General features: G+C 41.7%; 13 protein-coding genes and 2 pseudogenes. 7 read left to right on the forward strand and 8 right to left on the reverse strand.

Annotated features, from left to right (window positions below; genetic code table 11):
* Positions 1 to 62: 62 nt before the first annotated feature.
* The 3 genes from mobB to KUA46_RS10050 all read right to left on the reverse strand — a co-directional run bounded on the left by mobB (position 63) and on the right by KUA46_RS10050 (position 2,115).
* Positions 63 to 1,316 (reverse strand): conjugal transfer protein MobB, encoded by a 1,254-nt coding sequence (gene mobB / locus KUA46_RS10040; RefSeq protein ID WP_218487598.1) that lies wholly within the window; start codon positions 1,314 to 1,316, stop codon positions 63 to 65.
* Positions 1,301 to 1,720, reverse strand: coding sequence for a conjugal transfer protein MobA (gene mobA / locus KUA46_RS10045; protein WP_032856281.1), 420 nt, complete (start codon positions 1,718 to 1,720; stop codon positions 1,301 to 1,303). Before mobA ends, mobB begins: the two co-directional genes overlap by 16 nt.
* A 266-nt stretch (positions 1,721 to 1,986) precedes the next feature.
* Complete coding sequence (locus KUA46_RS10050) at positions 1,987 to 2,115, reverse strand: hypothetical protein (protein WP_256625080.1); 129 nt, start codon at positions 2,113 to 2,115, stop codon at positions 1,987 to 1,989.
* 431 nt (positions 2,116 to 2,546) lie between these two features.
* On the opposite strand from KUA46_RS10050, the gene KUA46_RS10055 reads away from it, so the two are divergent.
* The 6 genes from KUA46_RS10055 (at position 2,547) to KUA46_RS10080 (ending at position 7,156) form a co-directional block, all read left to right on the forward strand.
* Positions 2,547 to 3,305, forward strand: coding sequence for a ParA family protein (locus tag KUA46_RS10055; RefSeq protein ID WP_032856280.1), 759 nt, complete (start codon positions 2,547 to 2,549; stop codon positions 3,303 to 3,305).
* A 4-nt stretch (positions 3,306 to 3,309) separates the two neighbouring features.
* On the forward strand, positions 3,310 to 3,756 hold the full coding sequence (locus tag KUA46_RS10060; RefSeq protein WP_118142024.1) for a DUF3408 domain-containing protein: 447 nt from the start codon (positions 3,310 to 3,312) through the stop codon (positions 3,754 to 3,756).
* Between the two features lie 21 nt (positions 3,757 to 3,777).
* The gene (locus tag KUA46_RS10065) at positions 3,778 to 4,317 is read left to right on the forward strand and encodes a hypothetical protein (RefSeq protein WP_254880712.1); all 540 of its coding nucleotides are present in this window, start codon (positions 3,778 to 3,780) and stop codon (positions 4,315 to 4,317) included.
* A gap of 727 nt (positions 4,318 to 5,044) precedes the next feature.
* Entirely contained in the window at positions 5,045 to 5,485 is a 441-nt protein-coding gene (locus KUA46_RS10070; protein ID WP_048316574.1) for a retropepsin-like aspartic protease, read from the forward strand.
* Between the two features lie 1,047 nt (positions 5,486 to 6,532).
* Positions 6,533 to 6,880: a KOW motif-containing protein gene (locus KUA46_RS10075; protein WP_218487599.1), complete on the forward strand. Its 348-nt coding sequence runs from the start codon at positions 6,533 to 6,535 to the stop codon at positions 6,878 to 6,880.
* Between the two features lie 39 nt (positions 6,881 to 6,919).
* Positions 6,920 to 7,156, forward strand: coding sequence for a hypothetical protein (locus tag KUA46_RS10080; RefSeq protein WP_080975713.1), 237 nt, complete (start codon positions 6,920 to 6,922; stop codon positions 7,154 to 7,156).
* Here the strand turns inward: KUA46_RS10080 and KUA46_RS10085 are convergent.
* A pseudogene (locus KUA46_RS10085) lies at positions 7,156 to 8,145 on the reverse strand (IS1380-like element ISBf11 family transposase); the annotation flags it as partial. The gene KUA46_RS10080 and the pseudogene KUA46_RS10085 overlap by 1 nt on opposite strands.
* A 138-nt stretch (positions 8,146 to 8,283) precedes the next feature.
* Between KUA46_RS10085 and erm(F) the strand changes: the two are divergent.
* Complete coding sequence (gene erm(F), locus KUA46_RS10090; protein WP_118079546.1) at positions 8,284 to 9,084, forward strand: 23S rRNA (adenine(2058)-N(6))-methyltransferase Erm(F); 801 nt, start codon at positions 8,284 to 8,286, stop codon at positions 9,082 to 9,084.
* A 212-nt stretch (positions 9,085 to 9,296) separates the two neighbouring features.
* Here erm(F) and tet(X) read toward each other — a convergent pair whose 3' ends face one another.
* The 4 genes and pseudogenes from tet(X) to tet all read right to left on the reverse strand — a co-directional run bounded on the left by tet(X) (position 9,297) and on the right by tet (position 14,259).
* Positions 9,297 to 10,463 (reverse strand): tetracycline-inactivating monooxygenase Tet(X), encoded by a 1,167-nt coding sequence (gene tet(X) / locus KUA46_RS10095; RefSeq protein WP_005783159.1) that lies wholly within the window; start codon positions 10,461 to 10,463, stop codon positions 9,297 to 9,299.
* Between the two features lie 595 nt (positions 10,464 to 11,058).
* Entirely contained in the window at positions 11,059 to 12,039 is a 981-nt protein-coding gene (locus tag KUA46_RS10100; RefSeq protein ID WP_005794072.1) for an IS30-like element IS4351 family transposase, read from the reverse strand.
* Between the two features lie 166 nt (positions 12,040 to 12,205).
* Positions 12,206 to 12,334, reverse strand: a pseudogene (locus KUA46_RS10105) (two component system sensor kinase); the annotation flags it as partial.
* Positions 12,334 to 14,259 carry a tetracycline resistance ribosomal protection protein gene (tet, locus tag KUA46_RS10110; protein ID WP_065739727.1) on the reverse strand — a complete coding sequence of 642 codons (1,926 nt, stop codon included), beginning with the start codon at positions 14,257 to 14,259 and terminating at the stop codon, positions 12,334 to 12,336. The gene tet and the pseudogene KUA46_RS10105, both read right to left, overlap by 1 nt.
* Positions 14,260 to 14,373 lie beyond the last annotated feature (114 nt).

The following is a 14,373-nucleotide window of genomic DNA, read 5'->3' on the forward strand; positions in this document are numbered from 1 at the left end:
TTGTTTTTTGATTGAAGGTAGGCTTTCTCCATTGTATAAGAAAGCCAACCTTGATAACACGATTAAAGGTTTCGCCCTTTTCGCTTCTTTTTCTTTCTGCGTAGTTCTCTGTCAAATGCAGCTTCCTGTGCCTCATTTGAAGGACTACCTCCAGCCATAAGTCCAAGACCGCTGCCGTACTCATCGAACAAGCCAGAACCATGATATTCCTGTTCCGGCATTGTGCCATCTTCCTTCGGGATGGTAAGCGGTATTGGTTGCTCATTCTCGTAAGGCAAGGAGAAGTGCTCCTGCAGGGCATTGGCAGAAAGATTCGTTCCAAGCCTTGAACCATTGAAAACGCTTTGGGTGCGGTGGTCAATGAATGTTGCTCCGTAGATACGGCTGTCAGCTGTATGGCGGAAAACAACATCAATGCCCTTTGCTTTCAGCAATTCAACGAACTTATCCTTATGGTACGTCTGCTTCAAGACAGCTTCCACGCTATGACGGGTCATCTCGGAGAGTTTCTTGTCCTCCTTGAACTTCTTGGCAGAATAAGCGAACCGCTTTTCTATCGCCTCCGCACCGACAGACCTGTCAATCTTGGAAGCCTTGAAAGGATTTCCCACCTTGTTGCCCTGTCCGTCCGTGGCAGAATAGACAAAACCGTGATACTCACGACCGCCAACTTCGCCTCTGACCTCCTCCAAGGATATATTATATAAGGAAAGAAGTGCACGGTATTCGCCTAAGGACTGGAACCTGTAGGTAGCGCAGAGAGATTTTACGGTGTTGGCAACCTGCTTCTTCACATTGCCTTGGCTTGCATCCACCTTACGAAGTGGATTGTCTGCCTGGCGTTGCTTGCGGTCTGCCTTGTGGAGATTGTACTTCTCCTCCAAGTCACGGGTGATAGCCTTGCTCCTATGGTAGTTGTATCGGCTATCCAAACACTTGCCGTTTTCATCCACTCGGATGGTCACGATGTGCATGTGATGACGGTCGATGTCCTCATGCTTGTAAACCATGTATGGCTGGTTGCCATATCCCATGCGCTCCAAGTATTCACGGGCGATGTTCTCCATGTCCATATCCGTCAGCACATCATCAGGATGCGGATTCAAGGATATATGCACGACAGGTTTCTCTGTTCTGATGTGCGGAGAAAGGTATCGCTGGAAATCACGCAAGGCATTGGCGATGCTCGTCTTTCCCGAACAATCATCGAAGATCTTGTTCGTTGCCAAGAGCTTTCCCTCTTCCTTGTTAATCTTCTCACCATTGTATGCCAGTGCGCCATACAATGAACTTCCGAAACTTATCTTTGCGACCATCTTTCCTCAAACTTACGGGTTAGTTCAACTATCTCACGGGTAAGAGAGACCAGTTCCCTGGTGCAGTTCTCCAACTTATAGAGCAAAGCCATCGCCTTTTTCTCAGAGAAATGACAACGGAGTTCCTTGACAACCTGGTTGTAGTTGTTGCCAATCATTCGGTACTGCGAGTGAAAAGAAGAAAGCTTGGTGTAGTATTCCACCAGTGTCTTGTCCTCGCGCAGCACCTTGAACGGCTCGCCGAAGATGCGAGCCTTGGCAAAGACAGCCTTCGCTTTCACATCAGTCTGCTCATACATGACGAGGAATTTCATCCATTCGTCATCGTCGAACCGAAGCATCACATGGTGCGACTTCGGGTTCAGCTTGGGGATTCGTCCCCCTCGTTTTCTTTCTGTGTTCATATTAAAATGGATTAAGTGGTACATGCGGCAATAATGGAATTGCACAAACTATCGTCAGATTGGAACATGGGGAGCCCGACTTCGGAGAGGCTACCAACCCGGCAGGGCAAGGTCTTTGAGGTACCCTCGAACATCGGCTGCGCTCGGAAGAATGAAAAGGAACTTTTCTTCTTCACTCGCTGGCACGATGTTACGGAGAGTAACTCCAAAGGTTTTGAGTAACTCAAAACATACCTTGCTATGTCTTTGAGGACATAAAAATCCGCTTAGGGTGGATTGGAGTTAGCCTTCGTAAGAAGCTGTCCCCATCCCGAATGGAAGCTGTTCGGGAAATCCAGTCCTTTGCGGAACATCAAGCCTTGTTCTTCTCGGAACGATATGGATGCGCTATCCATCGCTTTGCCTTTCGGGTGCAAAATTACGGCTAAAAAAGCGCCCTTGGAACAGATGCACCCCAGACAACCACTGCAACTATCGGCAACATGCTGCCACAGGATTTGAAAACCATTGTTTTTCGGATTTTTCGTTGTTACTTTGCAGCCGTAAACATCGAACTAATGATTTGAAAATATGGTGAAACAAGCATTTGTAGAAGTGAATAAATCTGTCATTATTGCAGTATCGCCTTGCATCAATGATGCGCTACTGACGTACAGACTTAATGATTCACTGTCGTACTGTCGTATGGAAATGATGAAGCACTGCAATGGTTCAAGGTCTCCATAATGAAGCAATGAATTATAGACATGGACTCTTATGTGTCCACATCGTTAAATTGGCAGAATATTATAGAAGTGAGTTATCAACAATTTAAAAAGTTAAAGATATGAGTAAAACAAGATTTGTTGCATTCGCGACACAGAAAGGTGGAATAGGAAAGTCCACCATCACGGCTCTTGTAGCCAACTACTTTCACAATGTCAAGGGCTACAATGTGGCGGTCATAGATTGTGACGAGCCACAATACAACCTTGCAGACCTGCGAGACGAGGAACTGGAACTCATCAAAAGCAGCGACTATTTCAAGGCGCAAGCCTGTGAGCATTTCAAAAAGCTGGGCAAGAAGTCCTTCAGCGTAACGAGAAGCAATGCAGTCAATGCGCTTGACGACGCAGAGACAGTGTTGAATGAAACAGAGGTTAAACTTGACTTCATCTTCTTTGACATGCCTGGGACTATCAAAAGTGAGGGCGTCATGAAGACCTTGTCTCAGATGGATTACATCTTTGTACCCGTCAGCGCAGACCGCTTTGTTGTAGAAAGCGCAATGAGCTTCATGCAGTTGTTCCACGACAACTTTTTGACACAGGGTTGGTCGGTCACCAAGAAACTTGCTTTCTTTTGGACAATGGTTGACAAACGAGAACGCACGAGTTTGTATGATGTATATGAAGGTATGTTCAAGTCTCTCGACTATTCGGTTCTCAACACACGACTGCCAGACAGCAAACGTTTCAGAAGAGAGCTGTCGGAGAACAGAAAGGCAGTGTTCCGTTCCACCATCTTTCCATCAGACCCAAACCTGTTGCGAGGGAGTGGCATCAAGGAGTTGTCCGACGAGATTTGTGAAATCATAAAGACATGAGCCTATGGTAAGCAGAAAAATCAACACTGACGCAATAGATGAAAATCTGCTCATTGCCTCTATTGGCAAGAGCAAGATTGGCACGACAACGGCATCCATTCTTGACGGAGCTTCCCAATCCCAAGTGAAAGATACCGAAGAGAAAGAAGAGGTTGGCTGGAAGTCCCAATGCTCGCAGACCGATAAGTCGCCAATTTCACGCAAGCCTCCCAAGGCTTCTTCGGAAAGTTACGATTCGGCATTCTTCAAGCGAAACGAGATAAAGACTCGTCAATGCGTTTATATCAGCCGTGAGATACACAGGAGAATTTCAAGAATAGTCAGTGTGCTCGCAAAGCATGAGTTGACAGTCGGTGGTTACATCGACCTTATTCTTGAGAGACATCTTGAAGAGAACCAGGAAGAAATCAACGGCTTGCTGAGAAAAGAGATTGACGATTGGAATATGTAACAAAAAGGAACAAGCATGACAATGGAAACTATATTCTTGATAGTTTTGGTTGCATTCAATGTCTGGACTATCTATTTTTACAACAAGTTGCTCCTTGAAGTTGCGAACAATAAGGAAGAAGAGGAAAAGCCACCCATCGACCCGATGGCACTTGTAGGCAAAAGTCTTTTCAAAGTGTCCCAACTGCGGAAGAAAGAAGAAACGGAACAAAAACAAACAGAATCCATATCCGTATCGGATAATGACGTGACATTTGACGATTCTCCAAAGAGTACGGCACGGATTTCTGACGAACAGCTTGATGACGTGTTTACGAATGTTCGCATAGAAGATATTGGTGTGAAATATTCTGACAACAAGAAAGATGCCGATGTGCCACAAGCCAAAGGGTCAAGTTTTGAGGACATTGACGCAGCTGTGAATACCGTCAAGGCACCGAAAGCAACGGACAAGGAGAAAAGACATGCAGGCAAGGTTTTCCATGAGATGGATGGCAACCAATTCTATGAGAAATTCATAGACATGCATGTGGAAGCCTTTTTGTATTTCCTAACACGCTGAGCCACAGCACTCTCTTAAAAACAACAAATTCAAAACGGTACAAATTTTGAACAGGGGAAATCTATAGTTCAAGGCACTCGGCAAAGAGAAAAAACTATGACAGGGGCAAAAAGCAGTTTTAAGATTATTTATGAAAATATTTTGGGCAATTTTGGCTGGTTGCTATCCAAAGAGCGCATTTTTGATGAAAAGTCCCACTTTCATCAGCCATAAAGAGTGAGACGGTCGAAAAAGAAAAAGAGGGATGAGAGAGCCTTCTTGGTGGCTTCAACATTGGGCGAAAATGGATGTCTTGTACCTCAGTTGTATCTCAGTCGGCATATATTGCTGATAGACAATGCAGGTTAATAATTCGGCGGCAATAGAATAGCGTTTGAAAGACGTATTCATTGTTTAGTAGTTTTCCTGATAAAATGTTAAATTTAGGGTAGTTAGATTAGTTTTTCTTCCAATTGTTTGGTTTTTTGGAATTGAATGCCTACCTTTGCATTGACAAATCCCGCTCGCTTCCCATAAGAACAGCGTACCCAGCGGGACATTTTTTAAATTGTAGGTATATGAAAGTTATAAAGAACAAGACAATAGATTTTGCAACCGCAGTTCAGGCTCCCGTCATTAACGGAAATAGAGCTGCACGGACAGGTTATGTCCGTTTGGTTCGCCTTATCACTGACGAGCCTGTTCCTCAACAAACTTCATATACGGGAAAAATTGAGTTGAGGTAGGAATGGCTGTATATACAAAAGAATACGAATCCCAGCCAGAGGCTATTCTTACAAACGTCATTATCTGTCCAGCCGTAGATTTGTCGGCAAACGTGGCTGTTCCTGTTCATTGCCAAGTTGAAAATGTATTGTGGGACACAGGAGCGACCAATACATTGATTTCACAGGAAGTTGTAAATGCTTTAGGGTTACAACCGAAGAACAAGGCTCTTATTTCGAGTGCAGGAGGTGATGTCGAATCCTGGACTTACCTTGTTCATGTTATCCTTCCAACAGGAACAGCAGAGTTGAATGTTCAGGCTCTGCTTAACGACAATTCAGACTATGATGTGGTGATTGGCATGGATATTATAAATTCATGCGACTTCTGCTATACAAACAAAGACGGCAAAAGTACATTCTCCTTATGTCATCCAGCAAAGGAGAAAATCATTCTGAAATAAACCAGCCATAGGCTTTCTTTCAAGAAAGACATGTGCGACAACAATAATGACAGATGTGACATTCGCATCTGTCTTTTGCTTTTTACGCCAATAAGAGGCCATTTCCTTACACAAAATATACGAGATTTGAGCAAGACTTAGTTAATTATGGTTAAATTTAAGGTTTATACATACTTTTCCATAACAAAATGAGGTTGTATTGAGATTTTCTTTGTACTTTTGCAGCGGACTATTATCGCCATGTTTATAGCCATTGAGGTTAGACGTGTTCTTTCGTGATGGCATACAAGGCAGCCTACGCCGTGCTGAGTATGGCGGAGTCATAATGACAAAGCGGTACAAAGCGGGCATTGGGTGGGAAAGATAGTCCAGACATAATGAAGGCGTTTACTAACGCTCTGTTTAAGACAGTCTGTAATCTAGCAAATTAACAGTTATCATAGTCTTGAGCAAAGCCAACGGTAGATGTCCCGGGTGTGATAATATCGCTCCTGCGGAGACCTGTAAGCACGGATTGTACCTTTTCGGGCACAACAATTGTTTATTATGGTCTCCTAATGGAAATGATTATTCATATCGGCGTGGGCTCTGACGTTGTCTGTTCAACTATGATAGGCAATTGCTAGAGCCTCAGACTGTGGAATAGACAACAGACGTTTCCACGCTCTTTTTATGTCTATATTGCTATTAACGAGCAACGACATATAAGCCGATATGAACGCATTGCTTAATGCGCATACCAAACGAGGTTGCGATTCACCTCCTCACATTGGATTTGCCTCCAATGTCTCCCCCGAAGCCCAAAGCTCACAAACAGGGGTGTCCTCGGAATATGTCCAGCAGGAAGGTTACAACTGGCTTCTTCTTCCCAGCAATCACTTTTAGTACATAGTGCATCGGCACGTATGTCTTAATATCATTCTTCTTTGCTTTCTCTACGGCTGCATTTACCCTGTTATAAGTAGCACGAAGAACAAGCGAATACAACAGCCTCTTCTTCCCAACTTTCTTTTTATATACGCCACAAGGGAACAATCAGACAGTTTTGTGAAAAAGACAGTTGATGCCCCAATCTCTTTTATAAAATATTATTTGGATAAGACGCTTCCTCCAGAGGCAAACGGTAAAAATCCTCCGCTTATTATACCATACAATGCAATGATAAATTTTATCAAAGCAACAAGTACTGATAGTGAGCATGTACGCATTGTTACAGCGGAACAGTGTCACTATAAAAGTGGAGATAAAGTACGAGTAATAGCTGGTGACTTCAAGGGAGTGGTTGGAAAAGTTGCCAGAATAGCAGGACAACAAAGAATTGTTGTTGAGATCTCGGGATTGTGCCTTGTCGCTACTGCGTATATTCCTACTGATTTTATTGAGATTGTCAAATAATGCCGAAAGGCATATTGTTTAATTTAAATTTTTTATTTTATGAAGAAAAATGGTAAGAATGAAGAACTTCAGTCTCGTCGTGAGTTCTTTAAGAGAGCCGCTAAAGGTGCTCTGCCTATTTTGGCTGGTGCAGCTCTCCTGTCAAGTCCTATCTTGTCAGAAACTGCAAATGCAATGTCATGCGCAGGATGTAACAACCGTTGTATGAACAGTTGCTTCAACACATGTCATGGTACTTGTAGCAGAACTTGCTCCGGTACAAACAACAGAAACTAATCCTTCCCTCCACGGAGGTTATAGAATTCGACAATCTCTTTCTCGGAAGACTCGTAGTCATTTGTAAGGATGCAGCGGTAGGTGTATTCTCCTTCCCACAGGTCGAGTTCGCCGTCTATCCGCTTCTGTCTTTGAATCACAAGACGGTATGCCTTCCCTTTCCATTTCTCGATGAGAATGGAGGCCAGCTCAAACTCAATACCGCCCAATTTCACTTTCTTCCAACCTCTGAGGGCAAAGATGTCATTGTAGAGCGAACTGCATCGGTTGGCACGGATATAGAAGGTCTTGCAGTGTTTAGCAATCTCTTCCACTATCTCTTCAGAACACGAGCCGCAATCAGCTCTGAAACGGTTGATAATAAGCTTGTTCTGTTCAAACCTTTCAAAGAACCTCTTCAGCGTGTCCTTCTGGTGGAAACGGACATTTGTGTTGCCGTCGCTGTTCTCAATGCCGACAATCAAGTCGCCAATAACTGCCACGCCAGGGCGATAACCAAGGAACTTCTTGTATGTAGGCTTCGCATCATACTTCTCAGCCTCTATGAACTGGTGGTCGAAGTCAACGTCATACCCCTCGCCCTCTTTCAGCTGCCCTGTGGACAATAGGCAATTGAGGAGCAGTGTATTCAGCTTGTCTGCCGTGTTGAAGTCGTAGGTCTTGCCAGTGTCGGATGTGTAGGAAATGTTATCCTGGGTCAGTTCCTTTATGGCTCTGAGAATCGTGTCGGCACTGCATGTGCGAAGTGTCGGATGAAGCGAGAGGTGATACATCAGATGAGTGGTGACATCCTCGATGCATGAGCCGCCACAGAAATAAACGCTCATAAGCGAACGGATGATTTCGCTGTATTGATAACCATACAGCCTGCATCTCATACCGAGGGTTGAGTCGATTACAGATGAGAGCTTGGAATCAAATTGCTCCATTATTGGAAAAATACCTCCAAAAGGAGAGAGTTTCTCAGATTTTATTGCTACCTTTGCCATGTCTGTCGGGTTTGATACATATTTTGATTTGCAACACTAAGATAGGTGAAAAATCTGACATGGCAAAATCCTGAGCAACTTTTTGTTGCTCAGGTACTTATAAATAAAGTTAAATCAAAGTGTTGCGGAATTAAGGTAATGACAAAAAAGAAATTGCCCGTTCGTTTTACGGGTCAGCACTTTACTATTGATAAAGTGCTAATAAAAGATGCAATAAGACAAGCAAATATAAGTAATCAGGATACGGTTTTAGATATTGGGGCAGGCAAGGGGTTTCTTACTGTTCATTTATTAAAAATCGCCAACAATGTTGTTGCTATTGAAAACGACACAGCTTTGGTTGAACATTTACGAAAATTATTTTCTGATGCCCGAAATGTTCAAGTTGTCGGTTGTGATTTTAGGAATTTTGCAGTTCCGAAATTTCCTTTCAAAGTGGTGTCAAATATTCCTTATGGCATTACTTCCGATATTTTCAAAATCCTGATGTTTGAGAGTCTTGGAAATTTTCTGGGAGGTTCCATTGTCCTTCAATTAGAACCTGCACAAAAGTTATTTTCGAGGAAGCTTTACAATCCATATACCGTTTTCTATCATACTTTTTTTGATTTGAAACTTGTCTATGAGGTAGGTCCTGAAAGTTTCTTGCCACCGCCAACTGTCAAATCAGCCCTGTTAAACATTAAAAGAAAACACTTATTTTTTGATTTTAAGTTTAAAGCCAAATACTTAGCATTTATTTCCTGTCTGTTAGAGAAACCTGATTTATCTGTAAAAACAGCTTTAAAGTCGATTTTCAGGAAAAGTCAGGTCAGGTCAATTTCGGAAAAATTCGGTTTAAACCTTAATGCTCAAATTGTTTGTTTGTCTCCAAGTCAATGGTTAAACTGTTTTTTGGAAATGCTGGAAGTTGTCCCTGAAAAATTTCATCCTTCGTAGTTCAAAGTCGGGTGGTTGTCAAGATGATTTTTTTGGTTTGGTGTCGTCTTTTTTTAAGCTGCCGCATAACGGCTGGCAAATTGGCGATGGAGCCGACTTTTAGCACAAATGTTGAATAGAATTACTAATCTTCAACATTGCACAAAAGTTCAATAGAAGTACTTCACCGGCTCTATTGCCAATTTGTTTGTTATGTGCCGTTTTATTCCATTTTATACATTTAACAATTGCTGAAACGTAAAGTCGGGTTTAAACATTTCAATTTCGTTTTGAGTTGATTCTTCTTGTGCTTCTTTGCCATAGATAAACATTTGCTGTTCATAATTTTTAACAGCCTCTTCAATGCTATTAAATTTTCCATCGGCTAGATTATCAGACAATATCAAGGCATCCACCAACCCACTATTTACTCCCTGCCCTGCAAAAGGCGGCATCAAATGTGCGGCATCCCCAATCATTGTTATGGGTAATGGGCGCTTGCTTTTCCAAGGCTTTTCTAAAGGAAATATCCGTGTAGCCAATCCTACAAATGACAACGTCGTATGAATCAATTCTTTGTAGCGTTCGTCCCAATCGGAAAATTCTTTCAGAAGAAAATCAACGACACTATTTCTGTTTTGAAAATCTACCTGCGTTTGGTTTTTCCATTCATCAGGTGTTTTAAAACTTATTCCAAAATGCAATGCACCATTATTATTGGGGTTAGCAAATAATAAATTACCTTGGTGAGATGCCATTAGCCGGTTTCCATTGCATAGCTGAAAAAATCCAGGACAGTTTATCTCTGGTTGATGAATATCGGCTTGTATATTGAAAGTACCTGTTTCTTCAACTTCCGTGTCGGTAACAAATTTTCTTACCTTGGACATCCCGCCATTGGCAAGAATAACCAAATCTGCTGTTTCACTCGGTTTATTCTCAAAAGTTAGTGTCCACTTCTTCTTACCAGGTTCAAGCATAACAAGTTTTCTATCCCAAATAACCGTGTCGTTTTCTAAACTATTCAACAAGATAGCCCTTAAGTCATTTCTGTTTATTTCAGGATTGTCAAATCGATTTTCGGGCTTTACATTTTTTGTGGATAAAATATTGCCTTTTTTATCAGCAATATTTACACCCATTGGTAAGGCTAAGTCATAATAAGTTTGTAACAATCCCGCTTTTTTCATTGCTTCCTGACCTGAACCTTTGTGTAGGTCAAGGGTTCCACCAAAAATTCTTGCCTCTCGGTCGTTGTCTCTTTCGTAAACTGAAACGTCTATGCCGTTTTGCTGTAATAATTTTGCCATAGTCAGTCCAACGGGTCCACCACCAATTATTGCAACGTTCTTATCACTAAGTAAATTCATTTGTTTGTCTGTATCTATTCGCATTGTCATTCAAAAATGGCCCATAACAATGGCTCGGCGAATTGGCGAAGTAGCGAAGCTGTATCGAAGATACAAAAGCGGAGCTATTTAGCCAAGTCGCTTGTTGTAAGCAGTCCGCGAAGCGGCGGCTTACGGCAAGCGACGTAAGTCGCCGAGCCATTGTTAGCAAGGAGCGCAGCGGATTGCTAACAACGGTTTGCAGCTATACGCAGGCAGGGATTTTTACCACTAAGCTACCTACGATGAACTGAACTTTAAATTTACCACTTTCCTGTCTTACGAAGCACGAACCCCCTGCTTGCGTATAGGTGATGTTATGCGGTCGGCTTTCATTTTCTCTTCTTTCTCGTTAATTTGTCAAGCAAAGTTACTAAATTTGCAGTCAAGCAATTTCAATTTTTGAATTATGTATTTCAGCAGACCTTGGACTTCTATCTAAGTGATAGGCAGTCCTGAATAAATTCCAATCAATCTTTTAGGGCAAGACAATCAGTCTATGCTTTGTGTGTGCTGTCATTTTTTTTGATGGCATTGCTTTGTCGTAGTTGCTCTGTCGGGTAATACTGTCTATTCACTTCTCTGTGATTTGAATTCAAGGCTGAATTCAACTTGCAAATGCAACAGAATTCTGATTAATAATTTGTTTAAATTTTTCGTTTGGCGTGAGGTATCCAAGTCTTTTACGAGGTCGATTATTGAGTTTATTTTCAATCCACTTAATCTGTTTGTTGGTTACTTCACTAAAGTCCTTACCCTTTGGGATATACTGCCTGATAAGCCCGTTGGTGTTTTCATTGGCACCACGTTCCCATGAGTGGTATGGTTTGCAAAAATAGAATTTTATTTCCAATTTTTGCGCAATTTCCTCGTGCTTTGCAAACTCCTTTCCATTGTCAGCCGTAATTGTGTGTATTAAGTTTTTCACTTTCCGCAGTGCCCATACTGCAATCTTAGCTACCGGGATGGCTTCTTTTCCCGACAACTTGCGTATCCAGACCCTGCTTGTTGCTCTGTCGTTAATGGTAAGAATGGCACCTTTGTGGTTCTTACCAATAATTGTATCTATCTCTAAATCACCAAATCTCTCCTTCAGTTCCACTATCTCGGGACGCTCATCAATATCCACCCTGCCTGGGATAAATCCTCGCCCTGCATTTTTAGAACCACGTTTGGCATACCTGCGACCTTGTCTGCGAAGATATTTGTGCAGTTTGCCACCCCGCCGCTTATCCTCCCAAATCCAGCGATATATCGTTTCGTGAGATACCATCGCAATTCCCTCCAAGCGGCTCCTGCCGACAATCTGCTCCGGGCTGAATCCTTTCTTCAACAGCTTTATTATCCGTTTTCTCATTGCCGGTGTAAGCACTTCCTTGCGATGTTTTTGCTGCTTGCGCCTGTCTGCTTTTCGCTGGGCAAGCTCCATGCTATAGCTACCACTTCGGGCGTCGCAATTGCGCTTTATCTCCCTGTAAACAGTGCTTTTATCTACTCCGATAGCTTCCGCTATTGCTTTTTTGCTCATCGGTATTTGCAACATCATAGAAATTGCATACCTTTGTTCCTCGGTTATATGTTTGCTCATCTGCAACTTTTTTTTCTTTGGACGGACAATTAAAGCAAAGATAGCAAACTTTATCCATTCAGAGTGAGAGAAAGGGGGACATTGTCTCTCTTTCCTCTCTGAAAAATAAATGTTTTTATTGCTTATTATCCGCACCCAAAAAGTTGCATTTATAAGTTGAACTCAAGTTGTCAAGTTCTAATGCTTCTATCTCCTGCCATTCATAGAAGCTATTATATGCTATACATCCGATAAGAACGGAGATAAGTATATACCCCAACCGTATTGTCTTATAGAAATTCCTGGATCGTTCCATTATTTTGATGATACTGATTTTTCAAACATGAATAAAAGTTTATCCTTTTCTTCCATACGGGTATTATCAGAATAACCGCCTTTTGTTATTTGATACCCACACGGCTTAACCATAAAAGTGCCTAAGCCTTTAGTGTATGAACTTACTTCTGAGGCATAGTCTTTACTTGTATTTAATGGAACTTTCCCTTCAATAAGACACCACTCATTATTACAACTGATACCTTTAATCTCAGACATCATTTTTTGCAGATCTGTAATAGCTTTGGAACTTGCTACTTGTGGTATCTGTAACTCAAAATAGAGCATCGGTTCGAGAATATCCACTCCTGATTGTTGCAAAGCCAACCTGAAGACATAAGGAGACAATTGTCTAAAATCGGCAGGGGTACTTATCGGACTATAATAAAGGGCATAAGTAAAGGTTACTTTCAAATCCGTCACTTCCCATCCATGCAATCCCGATTGGCAAGACATACGGATTCCTTCAAAAACGGCATTTTGAAAAGAATGGTTCAGATAACCAAAGGAGATTTCACTTTCGATTTGCAACCCTGACCCTATCGGTAAAGGTTCAAGAGTCAGTCCTATGGAGGCCCAGTAAGGGTTGGGAGGGACTTCGATATGGATAATCTTATTCACCTTCTTTTTAGGTCGTTCTTTGTAGATAGTCTTGATTTCATCAAAATGGGCCTTTACGGAGAATCGTTCTTCCAGCAATGTTTGTATGATTTCTTTTTGGGTTAAACCATATAACGAGATTTCCAATTCATCACTATATGAATTTATGGAAAAGGACAGAGACGGGTCTTCAATAAACAATACATTTAGAGCGGATATCAACTTGCTTCTCTCTTCGGGCTTGTCTGGTCGGACAGAAGATTTGAGGGCGGGATGCTGATGAGATAATCCTTGAATCAGACAAGGTTTAACACCTAAATAATCTCCGATTCTTAATTCTTCTATATCTTCTATAATTGCGATATCATTAGCAACCACTTCATCAACATTTATCTCTTTGCCCTGATAAATGGTTTTTAGATTTTTAATCTTGATGAATTTTTCAGAATCATTGACTTTTATAACGGTTCGAAGTCTCAGCCTTCCGTCAATAATTTTTAGAAAACTTCTTTTATGCCCTTTGGGGTCATGTTCTATTTTATAAAGATAAGCTGAAAGTCTATTGGGGACTGATGCCGGAGGAAATATAAAAGAAATGATGGCGTCTAACAACTCATTGATGCCAATATTGCACATTGCTGATCCATGCAAGACCGGATAGGCTTTGGCTTTTGCCACAAGAGCGATTATCGCATTCCAATAATCTGCCGGTAAGATTTCTTTATCCGCCAAATATAGTTCTAATATATCGTCGTCATGGTTGCATACAAATTCTTTGTGTTCTGCCCTTATATCTGTTGGGGTGCAAATCGGGTAAACGACTCCATCGACAACCGTTTGCATAAACAAGACGTCTTGCGACAGATTTGTTTTTATGTCCAGATATAAACGCTCAAGATTTACGCCGGCACGATCAATCTTATTGATAAATATAATTGTCGGGATTTGCAGTTTTTGCAAAGTCTTGAACAGCAACTTTGTTTGTGCTTGTATGCCTTCCTTTGCCGATAATATGAGGACTGCACCATCAAGCATTTTGAATGTCCGCTCCACCTCTGCAATAAAATCCATGTGTCCCGGAGTGTCAATGATATTGCATTTCACACCATTCCAAACAATAGATGTCGTAGAAGCCCGAATAGTAATTCCTCTACGTTTTTCTATATCCATAGAGTCTGTTATGGTGTCACCTTTATCAACACTGCCGCGCTTTTCCGTTGCTCCGCAGGCAAATAGCAGATTTTCGGTTACGGAAGTTTTTCCTGCATCAATGTGAGCAAGAATTCCTAAATTTATAATGTTCATTTGATTAAGCAATAATATACTACAATAGATGCATTGCCGAAACGCACCTTTTAATACCTCCTCGTAGCATGTAGAAAACTACAGGATTCTTAACTCGTATTAATATGTATATTA

This window comes from Segatella copri, assembly GCF_019249765.2.
Taxonomy (GTDB): Bacteria; Bacteroidota; Bacteroidia; order Bacteroidales; family Bacteroidaceae; genus Prevotella; species Prevotella copri_K.

Bases quoted from the DNA above. Each gene is read 5' to 3' on its own strand.
- mobB (WP_218487598.1), bottom strand. From the start codon at position 1,316: ATGGTCGCAAAGATAAGTTTCGGAAGTTCATTGTATGGCGCACTGGCA.
- mobA (WP_032856281.1), bottom strand. From the start codon at position 1,720: ATGAACACAGAAAGAAAACGAGGGGGACGAATCCCCAAGCTGAACCCG.
- KUA46_RS10050 (WP_256625080.1), bottom strand. From the start codon at position 2,115: ATGGATAGCGCATCCATATCGTTCCGAGAAGAACAAGGCTTGATGTTC.
- KUA46_RS10055 (WP_032856280.1), top strand. From the start codon at position 2,547: ATGAGTAAAACAAGATTTGTTGCATTCGCGACACAGAAAGGTGGAATA.
- KUA46_RS10060 (WP_118142024.1), top strand. From the start codon at position 3,310: ATGGTAAGCAGAAAAATCAACACTGACGCAATAGATGAAAATCTGCTC.
- KUA46_RS10065 (WP_254880712.1), top strand. From the start codon at position 3,778: ATGGAAACTATATTCTTGATAGTTTTGGTTGCATTCAATGTCTGGACT.
- KUA46_RS10070 (WP_048316574.1), top strand. From the start codon at position 5,045: ATGGCTGTATATACAAAAGAATACGAATCCCAGCCAGAGGCTATTCTT.
- KUA46_RS10080 (WP_080975713.1), top strand. From the start codon at position 6,920: ATGAAGAAAAATGGTAAGAATGAAGAACTTCAGTCTCGTCGTGAGTTC.
- KUA46_RS10100 (WP_005794072.1), bottom strand. From the start codon at position 12,039: ATGAGCAAACATATAACCGAGGAACAAAGGTATGCAATTTCTATGATG.
- tet (WP_065739727.1), bottom strand. From the start codon at position 14,259: ATGAACATTATAAATTTAGGAATTCTTGCTCACATTGATGCAGGAAAA.